The organism is Kribbella sp. NPDC050241, from assembly GCF_044459685.1.
GTDB lineage: Bacteria > Actinomycetota > Actinomycetes > Propionibacteriales > Kribbellaceae > Kribbella.
The window spans coordinates 117,426-133,037 of sequence record NZ_JBITJE010000008.1 but is presented as its reverse complement, the minus strand read 5'-3'; the positions used below and the strand labels follow the sequence as shown (position 1 = coordinate 133,037).

The 15,612-nt window shown below is 68.5% G+C and carries 17 protein-coding genes; 9 read left to right on the top strand and 8 right to left on the bottom strand.

What is annotated here, in order from left to right:
* Positions 1 to 63: 63 nt before the first annotated feature.
* On the bottom strand, positions 64 to 1,296 hold the full coding sequence (locus ACIBG5_RS31545) for an MFS transporter (RefSeq protein ID WP_396395147.1): 1,233 nt from the start codon (positions 1,294 to 1,296) through the stop codon (positions 64 to 66).
* Positions 1,297 to 1,322: 26 nt separating this feature from the next.
* On the opposite strand from ACIBG5_RS31545, the gene ACIBG5_RS31540 reads away from it, so the two are divergent.
* Positions 1,323 to 1,820 carry a winged helix-turn-helix transcriptional regulator gene (locus ACIBG5_RS31540; RefSeq protein WP_396395146.1) on the top strand — a complete coding sequence of 166 codons (498 nt, stop codon included), beginning with the start codon at positions 1,323 to 1,325 and terminating at the stop codon, positions 1,818 to 1,820.
* Positions 1,821 to 1,823: 3 nt separating this feature from the next.
* Here the strand turns inward: ACIBG5_RS31540 and ACIBG5_RS31535 are convergent, their stop codons facing one another.
* The 3 genes from ACIBG5_RS31535 to ACIBG5_RS31525 form a co-directional block, all read right to left on the bottom strand.
* Positions 1,824 to 2,405, bottom strand: a complete 582-nt coding sequence (locus ACIBG5_RS31535; protein WP_396395145.1) for an NAD-dependent epimerase/dehydratase family protein — start codon at positions 2,403 to 2,405, stop codon at positions 1,824 to 1,826.
* A 145-nt stretch (positions 2,406 to 2,550) separates the two neighbouring features.
* Positions 2,551 to 3,558, bottom strand: a complete 1,008-nt coding sequence (locus tag ACIBG5_RS31530) for a proline racemase family protein (protein ID WP_396395144.1) — start codon at positions 3,556 to 3,558, stop codon at positions 2,551 to 2,553.
* Positions 3,559 to 3,609: 51 nt separating this feature from the next.
* The gene (locus ACIBG5_RS31525; protein WP_360452311.1) at positions 3,610 to 3,861 is read right to left on the bottom strand and encodes a TfoX/Sxy family DNA transformation protein; all 252 of its coding nucleotides are present in this window, start codon (positions 3,859 to 3,861) and stop codon (positions 3,610 to 3,612) included.
* A gap of 89 nt (positions 3,862 to 3,950) precedes the next feature.
* Between ACIBG5_RS31525 and ACIBG5_RS31520 the strand changes: the two genes are divergently transcribed.
* From ACIBG5_RS31520 to ACIBG5_RS31505, 4 genes are read left to right on the top strand one after another with little or no spacing between them, the layout of a single operon-like run.
* Positions 3,951 to 4,355, top strand: a complete 405-nt coding sequence (locus tag ACIBG5_RS31520) for a hypothetical protein (RefSeq protein WP_396395142.1) — start codon at positions 3,951 to 3,953, stop codon at positions 4,353 to 4,355.
* Between the two features lie 34 nt (positions 4,356 to 4,389).
* Positions 4,390 to 4,902 carry an RDD family protein gene (locus ACIBG5_RS31515; protein ID WP_396395141.1) on the top strand — a complete coding sequence of 171 codons (513 nt, stop codon included), beginning with the start codon at positions 4,390 to 4,392 and terminating at the stop codon, positions 4,900 to 4,902.
* A 44-nt stretch (positions 4,903 to 4,946) separates the two neighbouring features.
* Complete coding sequence (locus ACIBG5_RS31510; RefSeq protein WP_396395140.1) at positions 4,947 to 5,549, top strand: CGNR zinc finger domain-containing protein; 603 nt, start codon at positions 4,947 to 4,949, stop codon at positions 5,547 to 5,549.
* Positions 5,546 to 6,451 (top strand): pyridoxamine 5'-phosphate oxidase family protein, encoded by a 906-nt coding sequence (locus tag ACIBG5_RS31505; RefSeq protein ID WP_396395139.1) that lies wholly within the window; start codon positions 5,546 to 5,548, stop codon positions 6,449 to 6,451. Before ACIBG5_RS31510 ends, ACIBG5_RS31505 begins: the two co-directional genes overlap by 4 nt.
* Here ACIBG5_RS31505 and ACIBG5_RS31500 read toward each other — a convergent pair.
* Positions 6,432 to 7,103: a FadR/GntR family transcriptional regulator gene (locus tag ACIBG5_RS31500; protein ID WP_396395138.1), complete on the bottom strand. Its 672-nt coding sequence runs from the start codon at positions 7,101 to 7,103 to the stop codon at positions 6,432 to 6,434. The genes ACIBG5_RS31505 and ACIBG5_RS31500 overlap by 20 nt on opposite strands.
* 67 nt (positions 7,104 to 7,170) lie before the next feature.
* On the opposite strand from ACIBG5_RS31500, the gene ACIBG5_RS31495 reads away from it, so the two are divergent.
* Positions 7,171 to 8,358, top strand: coding sequence for a CynX/NimT family MFS transporter (locus ACIBG5_RS31495; RefSeq protein ID WP_396395137.1), 1,188 nt, complete (start codon positions 7,171 to 7,173; stop codon positions 8,356 to 8,358).
* Positions 8,359 to 8,403: 45 nt separating this feature from the next.
* On the opposite strand, the gene ACIBG5_RS31490 is transcribed toward ACIBG5_RS31495, so the two are convergent.
* Positions 8,404 to 11,736, bottom strand: a complete 3,333-nt coding sequence (locus ACIBG5_RS31490) for a S8 family serine peptidase (protein ID WP_396395136.1) — start codon at positions 11,734 to 11,736, stop codon at positions 8,404 to 8,406.
* Between the two features lie 120 nt (positions 11,737 to 11,856).
* Complete coding sequence (locus tag ACIBG5_RS31485) at positions 11,857 to 12,438, bottom strand: TetR/AcrR family transcriptional regulator (RefSeq protein WP_396395135.1); 582 nt, start codon at positions 12,436 to 12,438, stop codon at positions 11,857 to 11,859.
* Between the two features lie 98 nt (positions 12,439 to 12,536).
* Between ACIBG5_RS31485 and ACIBG5_RS31480 the strand changes: the two genes are divergently transcribed.
* A complete protein-coding gene (locus ACIBG5_RS31480; protein WP_396395134.1) occupies positions 12,537 to 12,932 on the top strand; it encodes a RidA family protein in 396 nt (131 codons plus the stop codon).
* On the opposite strand, the gene ACIBG5_RS31475 is transcribed toward ACIBG5_RS31480, so the two are convergent.
* Complete coding sequence (locus tag ACIBG5_RS31475; protein ID WP_396395133.1) at positions 12,929 to 13,528, bottom strand: TetR/AcrR family transcriptional regulator; 600 nt, start codon at positions 13,526 to 13,528, stop codon at positions 12,929 to 12,931. The genes ACIBG5_RS31480 and ACIBG5_RS31475 overlap by 4 nt on opposite strands.
* Before the next feature lie 51 nt (positions 13,529 to 13,579).
* On the opposite strand from ACIBG5_RS31475, the gene pdhA reads away from it, so the two are divergent.
* On the top strand, positions 13,580 to 14,614 hold the full coding sequence (gene pdhA, locus ACIBG5_RS31470; protein WP_396395132.1) for a pyruvate dehydrogenase (acetyl-transferring) E1 component subunit alpha: 1,035 nt from the start codon (positions 13,580 to 13,582) through the stop codon (positions 14,612 to 14,614).
* Positions 14,611 to 15,606 (top strand): alpha-ketoacid dehydrogenase subunit beta, encoded by a 996-nt coding sequence (locus ACIBG5_RS31465; protein ID WP_360452337.1) that lies wholly within the window; start codon positions 14,611 to 14,613, stop codon positions 15,604 to 15,606. The genes pdhA and ACIBG5_RS31465 overlap by 4 nt, the downstream gene beginning before the upstream one ends.
* The last annotated feature ends 6 nt before the right edge of the window (positions 15,607 to 15,612 follow it).

Sequence of the window (15,612 nt, the reverse complement as noted above, 5' to 3'; positions counted from 1 at the left end):
CCGCGGCAACGCCACCGCTCCCTGCCAGCCTGCCTCGCCGAACGCTGCAGAAGTGCTGCACGCCTAGGCGTAGGTACTGCGCTTGAGGCGGAGCTGGGCGATCAGGCTGGCGAGAGCGAGGACAACAGTCAGGGCCGTGTACGACGTGACCGCGGGAACCTCACCGATGGGGCCTGCCAGCTGGCCTGCGACGACCACGGGAATGCCGAGCGCGAGGTAGGACACCAGGTAGATCCCGGCGACGACGCCGGCGCGCTGGTGTGGGGGCGCGAGCGGGAAGATCAGCTGGAGGGCGGCCGTGAACGCCGCGCCGAAGCCGACACCGGCGATGGCTTGCCCGATGATCATGACGGCCAGGCTTCCGGCCAGGACACCGGTGATGATGCCGATGGCCCCGACGATCGATGCGTAGATCCCCCACGTCATCGCCCGCCGCGAGTCGACGCGGGCGAACGCCAGCCCGACCACAGCGGACGCGGCCGGCGCGACGAACCCCGCGAAGCCGTTGAGAAGCCCACTGTTCAAGTGGAAGACGCTGCGCACCATGCTCGGCGCGAGCCCGCCCGACAGACCCGCGAGCATCCAGACCGCGGCGACCACGGGCGCGGCCGCGGCGAACTCCCGGCGGGTCGCCGGCGGAAAGGCGATGCGTGGGACCAGCGAATGCAACGCCCCGGGGACCCGGGTGACGGTCTCCGGCGACAGGATCACCACGATCGTTCCTAGGATCGTCACGATGGTCAGTACGACGAAGATGATCGAGTTCGCCGCCGGCGTGAGCTGGACCGCGAGACCGGCCAGCAAGGAGCCGAAGCCAAGACCTCCGGTCAGTCCGACACTGCCCAGGATCGTGCCCAGCCGTTTCCGGTTCGGCGCCGCGAGTTCCACCAGCGCTGCGGTGAAGGCGGCCGTCGCCGCACCACTGGCGACGCCTTGGATGATCCGGCCGGCGATCACCCAGCCCACACTCGAAGCGGCGAGAAAGGTGAGGTTCGAGGCGATCTGGATGACCAGGGCACCGATCAGCACCGGACGCCGGCCGATGTGGTCAGACAGCGAACCAACGGTCAGTACGGCGGCGAGAAAGCCGACCGCATAGACCGCGAACGCCAACGCCAGCAGGGACGGCGCGAAATCCCACCGCTCCTTGTAGAACACCAGCAACGGGGTCAGCGCCCCGGCCGCGAGATACAGCGCGGTGAAGGTGATCGCCGCGCCTGCCATGGCGAGGCCGGCAGGGATGGTCGGCCGCCGGCGGACAACAGGCCGCTCGGCCACCACGTGAGAGGATGACATCGGAAACTCCTTGTAAAGGACGAGGTATGGCGATCACGTTCGAAGGGGTGCTGGCCGATCGGAGCACCTGGACACTCGAGAACTGCTCGATCGCGATGACGATGGATCTGATCGGCACCCGGTCGTCGATGGTGATCCTGCGCGAGGCCTTCTACGGCACCACGAGGTTCGACGACTTCACCCGGCGTACGCGGCTGACCGACGCGATCGTGGCGGCCAGGCTCAAGGACCTGACCGAGATCGGCCTGTTCAGCCGGCGGCCGTATCGCGAGCCGGGCCAGCGGACCCGCTCCGAGTACCTGCTGACGGACAAAGGCCGGGACCTGTTGCCTGCGGTCTTCGCGCTCATGCAGTGGGGCAACAAGTACGTGCAGGACGAGGAAGGCGGGCCGCTGAGCCTGGTCGAGCGAGGCACCGGCGAGCCGGTGATCATCGGCCCGCGGACCGCGTCCGGCAAGAACCTCGAGCTCGAGGACCTCGCGATCGTCGCGAACGGCGACTGGGCCGACCCACGGGACGGCTGACGATCAGTCGGTGATGACGACGACGCCGCTCGGCTCGCGCAGTGCCTGCACCGTGCGCTCCGCGGCCCGGTCGATGTGGACCCGCGGCTCCGCGGGCACCTGCTTCTCGTTGTACGTGCCCGGCCCGTAGAACTGTCCATAGCTCAGGACGACGCCGCCCTCGGCGAGGACCGATCGCTCCAGCTCCGCGACCGCCAGGGCATCGGGGCCGTCATGTAGCTGCCAGGCGACGGTCTGGGCCAGGATCTTCGGCGACCCGGCCCGCCGCGCGGCCTCGATCAGGTTCTGGTTGCCCTCGGTCCGGATCCTGGCGTTCAGCTCCGCATGCGCGCCGATCCGCGTCGCATCGTCCGGCAGGTCGGTCAGCTCGTTCAGGATCACGTCCGGCTTGAAGTCACCCACCGCCTGGATCAGCGCGTCGCGATCGAACACGTCGCACAGGATCGACTCGGCCCCGAGTCCCTTCACCAGTTCGGTCTTCGCGACCGATCGCGTCATCCCCCCGACCACATGTCCGTCGGCCACCAGCCGCGGAATCAGCGCCCGCCCGATCACACCCGACGCCCCGGCAAGAAAGATCCTCATCGCTCCAGCTCCCATCCGTTGTTGTTCTGGATGTTTTATATCCAGAATCTGTTCTTGACTTTAGAAGCTGACTATCGGATCGTCAAGTCAGGTGGTGTGTGACAGGGCTAACGCTTCTGGTCGGCCATGACCTGACCTTGGAGGGTCATCGCAGCACGAACCCGGTGCCGAGCGGATCGCGCGGATCCAGCGTGAACGTGGCCTGGGCGGTCTCGTACGCGGCGCCGGTCACTTCGGTGACGACGGCCTGATGACCGTCGGCCTGGACGTGCTCGACAACCCGGCCGAGGAACGTCGTACCCACGATCGAGTCGTGCTTGAGGGTGTGGCCGATCGGCAGCCGGCCGTCCTCGGCCAGAAGCGCGATGCGTGCGGAAGTGCCGGAACCACAGGGCGAGCGATCCAGTTCACCGTCCGCGAAGATCGTGACGTTGCGCTGGTGCGGACCGCCCTCGGTCCCGCCGAGGTCGTCGTACAGGATCGTGCCGTAGATGCCGTCCAGGCGGCTGTCGGTCGGATGCCGCGCCAAGTGTGTGTCGTTCAGCGCCCACTTGATCTCGCGCCCGACAGAGATCAGGTCGGTGCTGTTCTTCGGCCTCACCTCGAGGCCGACCGAGGATGCGTCGACGGATGCGTAGAGGGCGCCGCCGTAGCTGATGTCCGCCCGGACCTTGCCGCGGCCGATCGCGACTTCGATGCCCCGGGCAACGACGTACGCCGGGACGTTGCGGAACGAGACCTGCTCGACTTCACCGCCCACGCAACTGACGCGGGCCAGGACGCGGCCCGAGGGTACGTCGATCACCACCTCGGTGTCGCCGTCCGGCGCGGCGGGGATCTGCCCGGTCCGGACAGCCCACGCGCCGAGCGCGATGGTGCCGTGACCGCACGCCGTCGAGTAGCCGTCCTTGTGCCAGAACACGACGCCGAGGTCGGCACCGTCGTCATCGGGCGGCACCAGGAATCCGCCGTACATATCGGCATGTCCCCGCGGCTCGTTCACCAGAAGTTGCCGCACCGCGTCGACCTCAGGCGACGTCTGCGCGTACGCGCGGCGTTCCAGAATCGTCTGTCCCGGCAGGTCGGGAAGGCCGCCGGTCACGATCCGGAACGGCTCGCCGGCCGTGTGGTAATCGGTCACGCTGACTCGCATCCCAGCTCCCAACCACCCGGTGGCATGTGCCACAGATTTTACTGATCGAGGTCAGCGGGACTTCCAGTTGTCGGCGAGTGCGCGACGTTCGTCGGCGGGGATGGTGGTCCAGCGGACTCCGCGGATTGCGCCCTCGACGGCAAGGACCGCGTGGGTGCAGTCGTGGAAGCCGCGGGCCTCCAGCCGACGGCCGACCTCGAGCGAGCCGAGTTCGCTCAGTTGATCGACGGTCTCGAGTCCGAGTGCTTGCAGTTCTCCGGCCAGGACGGGGCCGATGTTCGGCGCCGAGGTCAGGTCGCTCATGCCCATTTCTCCAACCTACGACGACGGGTCGGGTGGTCGACCCTTCGGCGGGCAGGATGTGGTGGGTTCGCGACGGAAGGGATGCGTGGATGAAGGGCAAGTGGGCTGGGCTGCTGGCCTTGCTTGGTGCTGCGTGGATGTTGTTCCTGTTCTTCAACTCCGCCGATGTGAAGTACTCCGGGTTCGACGGCGACCAGGTGCGCGTCAAGTGCCCGGCGCTGGGCCGCCTCAGCTCCGATACGCAGGACCTGGACGAGCCGCTCACTGAGGACGAGTCCGACGCGTTCTCGGCGTACATGGACAAGGTTCGCGCGTCCGACGAGCCCCCGGAATATCAGCAGAAGCGGGAGGTCGATGCGCGGCAGACCATCCTCGCCGACTGCCAGCAGGCCCGCACCGACCGCGTCGCCCTCCTCATCCTGGTCACCTTCGCGACCGGCCTCCTCACCTTCGCGCAGGTCCTGCGCTCCCACCGCAAACCAGTCGACGAGTGACGCCGCGGCGGCCGACAGCGGCTAGTGCGCCATGGTGACGAGGCCACGGCTGGCCTGGCTGCGGCTCACGGCGTGGCTGGTCGATTGGCTGTGCATTCTGGTACTGGCGTTGGCCCTGGTTCCGATCGGGTTGGCGGTGCGCGGGCTCGAGCTGCCGGTCTGGGCGCTCAACCTCGGCTCGTTTCTGCTGCTGGTTCTGCCCGCCACACTGTGGCTGGCCTGGCGGGAGTCGGCGCGTGGGGCTACGCCCGGCAAGCGGCTGCGCGGGCTGATGGTGGTGTCGGCTCGGACTGGCCGGCGAGTGTCGTTCGGGCGGGCGCTGGCGCGGAACGTTCTGAAGGTGACCGTGCCGTGGGAGCTCGGCCACACGGTCGCCTATGGGTTCGCCACCGAGGCCGAGCCCGGCGGTTGGCTGATCGTCGTGAGCATCGTGCTGTACGCCGTTGTCCTCGTCTGGATCGCAGGGTTGTTCGCCCGCGTATCGCCGTACGACGCGATGGCCGGCACTCGCGTGATCCTAATGCCTAATAGTCTATCTACTAGTTAGATTGATCGCTTGTGATTCGCTGACCTAATGCTTAGACTGCCAGCATGTCCGTTATGCCGACGATCGATGCGATGCAGGATGCCGGGTTCCCGATGGGTGGGGAGCCGCTCGCGGCGCTCGACCTCGTGGATACGGCGATCCTGGTCGTCGACCCGCCACGCGACCTGCTGTCGGAGCGGCCCGACGCCTGGTGGGAGCTGCAGTCGGACCGGCTCCCGACCGGTCCCCGCCCACCCGAGGCCGCGGTACTGCGCCTTCGGTCCGCGATCCGCGACCTCTTCGACGCACACCTCGAAGGCCGCGCGCCGCAGGCGACCTCAGTAGCCGACGTCAACGCGTACGCCGCCGCGGTCCCGACGAGCCGACAACTCAAGCTGGGGCCTGACGGATCGGTGGCGGAGACGCGGTGGCACACCGAGCTCGGCGGGAACGCGATCCTTGCTGCGCTCGCCCGCGAGGCGATCGATCTGCTGTCGGACGCCGATCGGCTGGCAACGCTGCGGCGATGCGCGTCGTCGTCGTGCTCGATGCTGTTCCTGGCGGAGAACAAGCGCCGGATCTGGTGCTCGAGCGCCGGCTGCGGGAACCGCGCCCGCGCTGCACGGCACTACCACAAGACCCACCGGGGATCCGGAGACGCACGATGACCGCCGCACCGAACACACCGACGCCGACTACTGGATTCCACGAGGGCGAGCTGGCTGTGCAGGCGCGAGCCGGACTGCGGGACGCAGCATCGCGCCTGGAAGGCATGCTCGCACCGGTGTCGCTGACAGGCGGCCGGGCCGCGATCCTGGCGTTGCAGTCCTTCGCGGTTCTCGTCGCGCGCGACGAGCGGCACCGGCTGTGGGCTTCCCCGTTGGTCGCCCAGCCAGGGTTTCTCGCGGGTCAGGGCCAACTGTTGCTGGTGAAGACCAAGCCCGCACCGGCGGACGCATTGCACAATCTCGCGCCGGACCAGTCAGGCGGCGTACTGGCGATCGACCTCGAGCGTCGCCGGCGAGTCAGAGTCAACGGCTGGATCACGGACGTGGCCGAGAACGGTCTCACCCTCGATGTCCACGAGGCGTTCGGCAACTGCCCGTCGTACATCCAGCCGCGACAGATCACGCAGGGCCCGTCGCGGCCGGTCAGCCCGGCGCATTCAGCGTTGACTGCGCGCGGCCAACTGACGGACGAAGCGCGCCGGATCATCACGACTGCGGACACGTTCTTCCTGGGGACGGAACACCCCACCCGTGGAGCGGACGCCTCGCACAAGGGCGGCTCCCCCGGATTCGTGCAGGTCGACGGCGCCGACGTGATCTGGCCCGACTACGCCGGCAACAACATGTTCAACAGCATGGGGAACCTCGCCGTCGATCCCACGGCTGCGCTGCTGTTCATCGACTTCGAGAGCGGCGACGTACTCCAGCTCACCGGGAGAGCAACTCTAGAGTGGAACTCTAACGATGCTACGGGCAATGACTTCGCCACTGGTCGCTCGGTCCGTTTCCACGCAGCCGCCGGTGTGCTGTGGCCGTCCGCCATCACCCAGCAGATTGCTTGACCGATTCGATCAGCGCGTACGACGTCTTGGCCGCGGCCTCCGGATCGCCGTCGCGGATCGCCGCCAGCAACGTGAAGTGGGCATCGCGGACCTTGGTGTCCTCGGGGATCGTGGCGGTCTGGTGGATCGAGTCGGTCAGCACTTCGGCAAGAGCGTCGTACAGACGGAGCAACAGCGGGTTGCCGCTGGCTTCCACCACACCTCGATGAAAGCCCGCGTCGGCGGCGACGTAACCGGCCAGATCGCCGGCTTCATGCGCCGCGCTGCGTGCCTCGAGTGCCGCGTCCAGCCCGGCGGCTCCATCGGGCAGCTCGGCGGCCAGCCGCGCGGCCGCGGCCTCGATGCCGGCCCGCGCATCGAGGACATGCGTCAGCGACGCCGACAACTCGTCGCGGACAAGAACACCGCTGATCTCATTGGTCGCGCGCACGTACGTGCCGTCGCCGACCCGCGGCTCCAACAGACCGGTCAGGCTCAGCGACCGCAACGCCTCGCGCACGGTTCCCCGGCTGACCCCCAGCTCGACGGCGAGCTGGTTCTCGCCGGGAATCCTGCCGCCCACCGGCCACGTGCCGGACTCGATCAGCCCCCGGAACTGCTCGGAGACCTGCAGCACCAGCGGCACCTGACGCACTGGTCCACTCAGTGACACCTCGACAACCTCCGTTCTCCGCCCAGGCTACAGTGTAAATGTAGGACATCTAGTCAGGAGTGAGGATGTGCTGAAACCGCCGGCCGAGCCGCCGATCGGACGACGGGCCGCCCTGCTGACCGCGACCGTCTTCCTGGTGGCCCTGTGCCTGCGTCCGGCGCTCACCGCGGTCGGCCCGGTGCTGCCGCAGATCGGTGCCGACGAGCAACTCGGGGAGGGAGCGCTCGGCATGCTCGGCACGCTGCCGCTCATCGCCTTCGGACTGGCCTCGCCTCTCATTCATCGACTTTCCCGGCGCCACGGGATGGAGCGGGCCGTGTTCGTCTCGCTGCTCGTCCTCGCCGTCGCCAGCGTCGCCCGGTCCTACACGGGACTGCCCGGACTGTGGCTCGGCACGATCGTGGTCGGTGCCGCGATCGCAGTCGGCAACGTCCTGGTCCCCGTCATCCTCAAGCGCGACTACGCGGGCAACGTGTCGCGCGCGACCGGGGTGTACACGGCCTTCATCACCGGCGGCGCCGCGATAGCTTCGGTCTCGGCCGTGCCGATCGCGGACGCGGCCGACTGGCGGCTCGCGCTGGCAGTCTGGGGAGGTCTTGCCGCGGTCGTCGCCGTGATCTGGCTGCCGCGGCAGTCCGCGTCCGTGCCGATGCCGCCGCCGGACCCCGACGACGGCGCTCCCCCGGTAAGTGTCTGGCGGCAGCCGATGGCCTGGCTGATCACCGCGTTCATGGGTCTGCAGTCGACGAGCTTCTACCTCCTCGTCAACTGGCTGCCCACCATCGAGATCTCGACCGGTGTCTCGGAGCGGACCGCCGGCGTCCATCTGTTTCTCTTCCAGTGCTTCGGCCTCGTCGGCGGCCTGGCGATTCCCCGGCTGCTGAAGCATCCGACCGATCAACGCGCCGGCACGATCACCGCCAGCGTTCCGATCCTCGTTGCCCTGCTCGGAATCCTGCTGGCGCCAGGTCTGATCGTCGTCTGGGTCGTCCTCGCCGGGCTGGGCCAGGGCGCCGCCCTGGTCGCCGCACTCTCCCTCATCAGCATTCGCGGCCGCAGCCACCACGAGGCGACCCAGTTGTCCGGTATGGCGCAGGCCGTCGGCTATCTCCTCGCGGCCACCGGCCCTGTCATCGCCGGCCTCCTCGCCGAACGCACCGGCAACTGGGACGCAACGCTCATCCTGTTCGCGACCCTGGCCGCCGTACAGATCGTCATCGGCATCGTCGTCGGCCGCGACACCCGTACGGCGTGACGCTCGAAGGCCCGGGTCATGCACCCGGGCCTTCGAGTCCGTCGGTCAGCGCACGGGGACCAGGTCGAGGACGGTCTGGTCGACCGAGTTGCCCGCCGTGTCCGTGATCGCGGCACGGACCGACAGGGCGTGCCCCGGCAGCAACGACCACGGAGCGATCATCGTCCGGTAGCCGTCCTTGGTCCGGAGCAGCGGCGCCGGCGTCCAGTGCTTACCGCGGTCCGACGAGATCCACAGCCGGGCCGACTTGACCGGTGCGGTCGTGGCACGGTCCTGGGCTCCGACTCGCAGATCGAACACCATCGGCCGCCCAGCGGGCGCGCTGCCGTCCAGAGAAACGTACGGGTCGTAGTCGAGCCTCAGCATCGACGGCCGGATCGGGTTCGCCCACTCCGCCGGTGGGGTGGCCGTGAACTCCCAGGTCGTCTTCGCCTCCGTGGAGCTCGGGAGCTGATCCGTCTTCCAGCTGTGCTCCACTCGATAACGCGCCGTACCGCTGGGGACCTGGAAGAAGCCCGACGTGTTCTTCTGCTCTCCGAGCTTGACGCCGTTGCGATAGAGCGCGAGCCGTACGTCGTCGATCAGCGCGGTGTCGAGAACACCCAGGTGGCCGGGATCAGCCACGCCGACCTGGAGGTTGAAGTCCCCGTTGAAGATCTCGCCGATGTTCAGCTGCGGATGCATCGCCGTACCGAAGACCGAGCGCGCCTTCTCGCCGGGCTTGTAGGTCCGCTCCGGATTGTCGCAGACACCGGCGGTACCGGTGGCCGGTGAATCCAGACACTGCCACCACTGGATCCCCGGGCCCGCGGACAGCATCTCCACGCGGTGGGAGGGCGTCTTGACGGTCTGCCAGAGCTCTCCGCCGAAGGTGGTCACCGAGCTTCGGACTCCGCGCCCGAGGCCCGACGTACCGCTTCCCCAGACGCCGCCGAAGGTCGTGTCGACCCGGGCCATCGCGCGGACGGCCTTGCGGTCGAGGTTCTTCGCCAACGGCACGGTGAACCGGTTCGCGCTCTGGTAGACCTGGTACAGATCCGGAGCGTCGTTGCCCGCCTTCTTGGTCGAGTCCAGCCGCCAGCGGGTGACGGCTTCGACGATCCCGTCCTTGGTTGCGCCGGTCGGTTGCACGTACACCTTGCCGGCGGCGATGTCCGCGACCGGCGGGTACATCTCCTCCGCCTGCCACTTCGCCGGATCCGACGCGCGCAGGGCGGTGACTCCGGCCTCGGTCGCCTTGGTCGACTGTCCCTCGACCACGGGCACGTTCAGGCGCACCGTCTTCCGGGCGTCCAACGTGAAGTCGGTGTCCTTCGCGACCGTGAAGTCCGTACCGCCGGTCATCGCGACGGTGTCGCCGGTGGTCACGAAGGTCCACATGCTCCACTCGCCGGGCGAGATCCGGCGGGTACTGCGGCCCTGATCGTCGAGCGTGAACTGGACGAAGTCCCCGTTGTTGCCGTTGAACCCGTTCACCCACCCGCCGGACACGGCCTGGCCGTCGCGGTCGAGCACCTGGACGGAGACGTCGTACGCCGGCGGCTCGTCGTAGGCGTTCAGGGCGAGGCGCAGGAGTTCCTTGCCGTCGGCACCGAGCAGGTCGATCGAGCCTTGCCACATGGCGTCGGCGACGGTCGCCGGGTCCAGGGTGACGGTCAGGCTCGCCGTACCGCCGGCCGGAACCGTCAGCGTGGCCGGGGACACGACGACGGCTGCGTCGGGTGCCGTTGTGGTGTTGCCCGACAGCACCTCGTGGTCGGCGGCCGTGACTGCCAGCGGCTCGCTGCCCGGATTGGTCAGCGTGACGGTGCGGGTCTGCCGGGCGTCATCGGGGTGGCGGATCGCGCCGAAGTCGACGACGCCGACGTCAGCGGACAGGCTGTTCGAGGTCGCGGTGGCCAGGTTCAGCCGCCCGCTGCCGGACCACGAGGTGTACGTACCGGTGTCGTCCACGGCGCTGCTCAGGCGTGCCTTGAGCTGCTGCCAGGTCAGTTCGGGGTGCTGCTGGAGCAGCAGGGCCGCCGATCCGGTCACCTGTGGCGTCGCTTGAGACGTCCCGGAGTACGCGACATACAGGTCGCCGTCGCGGGCACCGGCCCGGGCGCCCAGGATGTTCACGCCCGGTGCGGACACCTCTGGCTTCTGCACGTACGACCAGGTCGGGCCCTCGCTCGAGAACTGCGCCTTGTGGTCGGTGGCGTCGACCGCACCGACGGTGAGGGCGGACGCGGCGGTCCCCGGCGACTCGATCGAGAACGGGGTTGGGAGGAACGACCCGCTGTTGCCGGCAGCAACTACGAACAGAGCGCCGGTCTTGTCGGTCAGCCGGTTGACCGCGTCGGCCATCAGGTCGTCGCCGAAGCGCGGCGCCCAACCGCCGAGGCTGACGTTCACCAGGTCCGGGTGCTGGTCGGCCGCCCACTCCAGTCCGGCGATGACGCCGGACTCGGAGCCCTCGTTCGCGGCGTTGAGGACCTTGCTGGAGACCAGTTCGACGCCGGACGCGACACCCTGCCGGGCGCCGTCCGATCCCGCGCCGTTCCCGGCGACGAGCGAAGCCACATGCGTCCCGTGACCGAGGTCGTCCTGGGGGCCTTCGCCGGTGAAGTCGGCGGTGGCCGTCACCTTCCCGGACAGGGCCGGGTGATCCGCATCGATGCCCGAGTCCACGATCGCGACCTTGACGCCACGCCCGTCGAGTCCGCGGTCCCAGGCGGCCGGTGCCTTGATCTGGTCCAGGTAGCCGTCCCGCGGCGCGGCCTCGACCGCTGTCGTCGACTCGCCGTGCACGGCCGCATCCAGCCAGATCTTGGCCGGCCCGGCCGCCCTCGCCGTGGTCAGCGATGCACCGAACGTCGTCGTACGGGACTTCTCGATCCGGCCGGCCGTCGCATCCACACTGGCCAGTTCGCGGGTCGCGGTGAACCCGTTGCTCGCCATCGTGCGCTCACCAGCACCCTGGCGCACAATCACCGGCAGGTCCGCGCGGTGCGCGTCGTCGTACTTCATCTCGACCAGACCGCTCACGTCGAACAGCGCAGGATCGAGTACGTCGGGCACCAGCGTCGCGACGTCGTGCGGTACGACGCTGATCCGGCCGTGGTCGTTGCGAACGGAGAACCCGTTGGTCCCGCTCTTTCCGTCACGAGAGCGGACGTTGACGCGCGGCGTCCCGCTCTTGTCCGGGGTCAGCGTGACGCGGTCACCGGTCAGCAGCGTGACCGTGGCCGGGCCGGACAGCGCTGGGGCGGCTGGGGCGGCTCCGGGCGGTGGCGGTTTGGCGGCGGACGCGAGGCCCGGAACGGTCACCGCGGACAGCAGCAGCGCGCCGGTGAGCAGCAGCGCCGTCCGGGTCGGAAGTGGTTTCGACAAGGCCACGAGGGCTCCATCCTTGCTCCAGGCACCGATCTGGTGCGTCCTGATGCACCTGTCGTATCCGATCTCTCACCGCTCCGGCCACGGACCAGGGTGACAAGTCCCGGACATGACGGAAACCGGTCAAGCCGTCGGACGGCCGGGCTGGGCGTCGATCCAGGCGCGGAGGCGGCGGGAGTGGCGGGCCATCAGGTCGGGCTGGGCGAGGGTGGAGGCCAGGACAGCGGCGCCTTCGTAGGCGGCGACCAGGTCGATGGCCAGGTCGCGAGCATCGCGGCGTACCAACTGCTGGAACTGTCGCTCGGCCCAGTTGATGAGGAGCTCCATCAGGTGGGTGGCGAGAGGGTTCGTGCCGTCGGGCCGCTTGGAGAGCTCGGTGGCCAGGGTGCCGTAGGGGCAGCCGTAGAGAGCAGTCTCATCGGCGCGGTCGGCGAGCATCTCGACGAGGGCCTTGAGTCGCGTCTTCGGGGTGCGGTGGCGGGCCTCCAGCTCGGCGAGTATCGCTTCCAGTTGCTCCGCGCGGGTCTGGACGACGGCGCCGACGATGTCCTCCTTCGTCTTGAAGTAGTAGTACACGTTCCCCAGCGGTACGTCGGCCGCCTCCGCGATGTGCGCCAGCGTCGTCGGCGCCACTCCCTGGCGGTACACCATCTCCGCCGCGGCGGCCACCAACCGCTCTCTTTTCCCCGGTCGCGTCTGGCTCATGGACCCGAGTATAAGAAACTGTCGGAGGCGAGTTCTAGGTTAGTTACCTAACTAACTCGCCGGTCCGCCAGGGACCGGTCCGATCGAAGGAGACAACCATGCAACGCACCGCCGTCAACCCGTGGAACTGGTCCGTCGGCCTGGGCTTCGACCAGGCCCAGCTCGTGGAGAACCGCCGCCGTGAGCTCATCTGCAGTGCCCAGGATTCCGTCGACGCCAACGGCAACGCGCAGCATCCGGGTGACATGGCAGCCCAGCTCCGGCTTGCGCTCGACAACCTCGAAGCGGTCCTGGCCGGTGCCGAAATGACAGTGGCCAACGTGGTCCGGCTCAACATCTACACCACCGACGTCGGCGAACTACTCCAGCAGTTCGGCGCCCTGGCCGAGCGGTTCGCCGACACCCCCGACCGCTTCGCCAGCACGGTCCTTGGCGTCGCGACCCTCGCCGGCCCGGACCTCCTGGTCGCCCTGGAGGCCACCGCCATGGACTAGCGCGAGAGGTCCAGAAGTTCCAGTACGCCGTTGACGTGCGCCTCGGCCTGGGCCCGTGAGGGCGGAGCGTCCAGGCCGAGGAGGCGGCGCCGGTGGGGCTCGCCGAGGAGGAGGGTGAAGATCTCCTCGGGGCACGGGACGAGGTCGCTCAAGGCGGCGACATAGCGCTGCGGGCCTGCCGCGTAGAACCCTGTGGCCAGATCCGGGAACTGATGCGCCTCGGCGATCACCATCCGGTGCAGGCCGACGGCGACGTCCGAGTGCAGGGTGATGACGAGGCGGACGGCCAGCGCCTCGAGGGCGCTCGCACCAGGCGTCCGGACCTGTCGGTCGACCGGCGCGGCCTCAGGCAGGACTTCGCGGTTCAACCGGGCGACCGCGGCGGTGAAGACCTCGGTCTTGTCGCCGACGTAGGCGTAGATCGTCCGCTTGGTGACCTTCGCCTCCGACGCCAGCCGGTCCAGCGAGACACCGCCGTACCCATGCTGGAGGAACAGCCGGACGGCCGCGTCCAGGATCTCCTCCCGCCGCTGCTCGCGTTCGGACTCGGTCGGCCGTCCACGTTTGCGCGGACCACCGTCGGCAGCTCTGGTCATGGCGCTATCCTCCTTCATGACAGAATGACACGATCCAGTATCATTATCCTCGTGAGGAGAGCCGACACGATGTCCGCACCGCCCGACCTGCTGGGCCACTACCGGCAGATGCTGCTGATCCGGCGCTTCGAGGAGCGGGCCGCCCGGGCCTACACCGAAGCCAAGATCGGCGGCTACTGCCACCTGAACCTCGGCGAGGAGGCGACGGTCGTCGGGTTGATGAGTGCACTCGACCCGAGCGACTACGTCTTCACGAACTACCGCGAGCATGGCTATGCCATCGCGCGCGGCATCGACCCCGGCCGCGTCATGGCCGAGCTCTACGGCCGGAGCGACGGCGTGTCCAAGGGCTGGGGCGGCTCCATGCACCTGTTCGACGCCCAGGCCCGGCTTCTCGGCGGGTACGGAATCGTCGGCGGCCAGTTGCCGCTGGCAACCGGGGCGGCGCTGGCGATCGCCTACCGCGGCGGCCCGGAGGTGGTGATGTGTCACCTGGGCGACGGTACGACGAACATCGGCGCGTTCCACGAATCGCTGAACCTGGCCGCGCTGTGGAAACTCCCCATCGTGTTCGCGGTGGTGAACAACCAGCTCGGTATGGGCACCACCGTCGAGATGTCCTCTGCCGAACCCGAGCTGCACAAGCGTGCCGCGGCGTACCGGATGTACGGCGAACGCGTCGACGGCAACGATGTCGTCGCCGTACGGGATGCCGCCGTCCGTGCGGTCGCGATGGCGCGTGAAGGGCGGCCGGTGCTGCTGGAGGCTGTCAGCGGGCGGCTGCGTGGGCATTCGGTGGTCGATCCGGCGGCGTACCGCTCGAAGGACGAGGTGGCTGCGCTCAGGGCCGCGGATCCCGTGCTCGCGTTGGGCGATCAGTTGCGTGATGCCGGGACATTGAGCGCCGAGGAGCAGGAGCAGTTGGAGCAGTCTGTCGCGGAGGAGGTCGGTGCGGCGGTCGCGTTCGCGGATGCCAGTGCACCACCGGATGTGAAGACGTTGTTCGACTACAACTACGCGACGCCGGTGCCGAACGATCTCAAACGACTGCCAGGGCAGCCTCTCTTCGCGGTGGCCGGCGCATGACCGTGATGTCCTACCGGCAGGCGATCAACGAGACCCTGCGCGCCGAGATGCAGCGCGACGACCGCGTCTTCCTGATCGGCGAGGAGATCGGCGTCTTCGAGGGGTCGTACAAGATCACCGCTGGGTTGCTCGCGGAGTTCGGCGAACGACGGGTGCGGGACACACCGATCTCGGAGGAGGGGTTCACCGGCGCCGCGATCGGTGCGGCGATGCTCGGCCTGCGGCCTGTGGTCGAGTTGATGACGATCAACTTCTCGTTGCTCGCGCTCGACCAGATCGTCAACCATGCGGCGAAGATCCACGGCATGTTCGGTGGTCAGCGCAGTGTTCCGATGGTGATCCGGACGCCCGGTGGTGGCGGCCAGCAACTTGGCGCCACGCACTCGCAGAACGTCGAGCTGTACTACGCCTTCGTGCCGGGATTGAAAGTCGTTGCCCCGAGCAACCCGGCTGATGCCAAGGCGCTGCTGCTCGCGGCGATCCGCGATGACGATCCGGTGCTGTTTCTGGAGAATCTCTCGCTGTACAACACGAGGGGCGACGTACCGGACGACGACGTACCGGCCGAGATCGGGCGTGCGGCGGTGACCAGACCCGGCAGTGACATCACGGTGATCGGTTACTCGCGGATGGCGTCGCTCGGTCTGGCCGTGGCGGAGGAGCTGGCTGCTCGGGAGGGGATCGATGCCGAGGTCATCGATCTGCGCAGTCTGCGTCCGCTGGATCGGGAGACGATCGTCCGGTCGGTCCGTAAGACGCACGCGGCGGTGGTGCTGGAGGACGACTGGCTGACGTACGGGATCGGCGCGGAGATCGCGGCGACGATCTCGGACGGTGCGTTCGACCAGCTTGACGCACCGGTACGCCGGGTTGCGATGGCCGAAGTACCGCTTCCGTACGCCAAGAGCCTGGAGAGCGCCGCCCTGCCCTCGGCGGGCGATGTCGAGACGGCGATCAGACAGACCCTGGCCGCGGTCGGCCGGCTGCGCTGAAAGGAG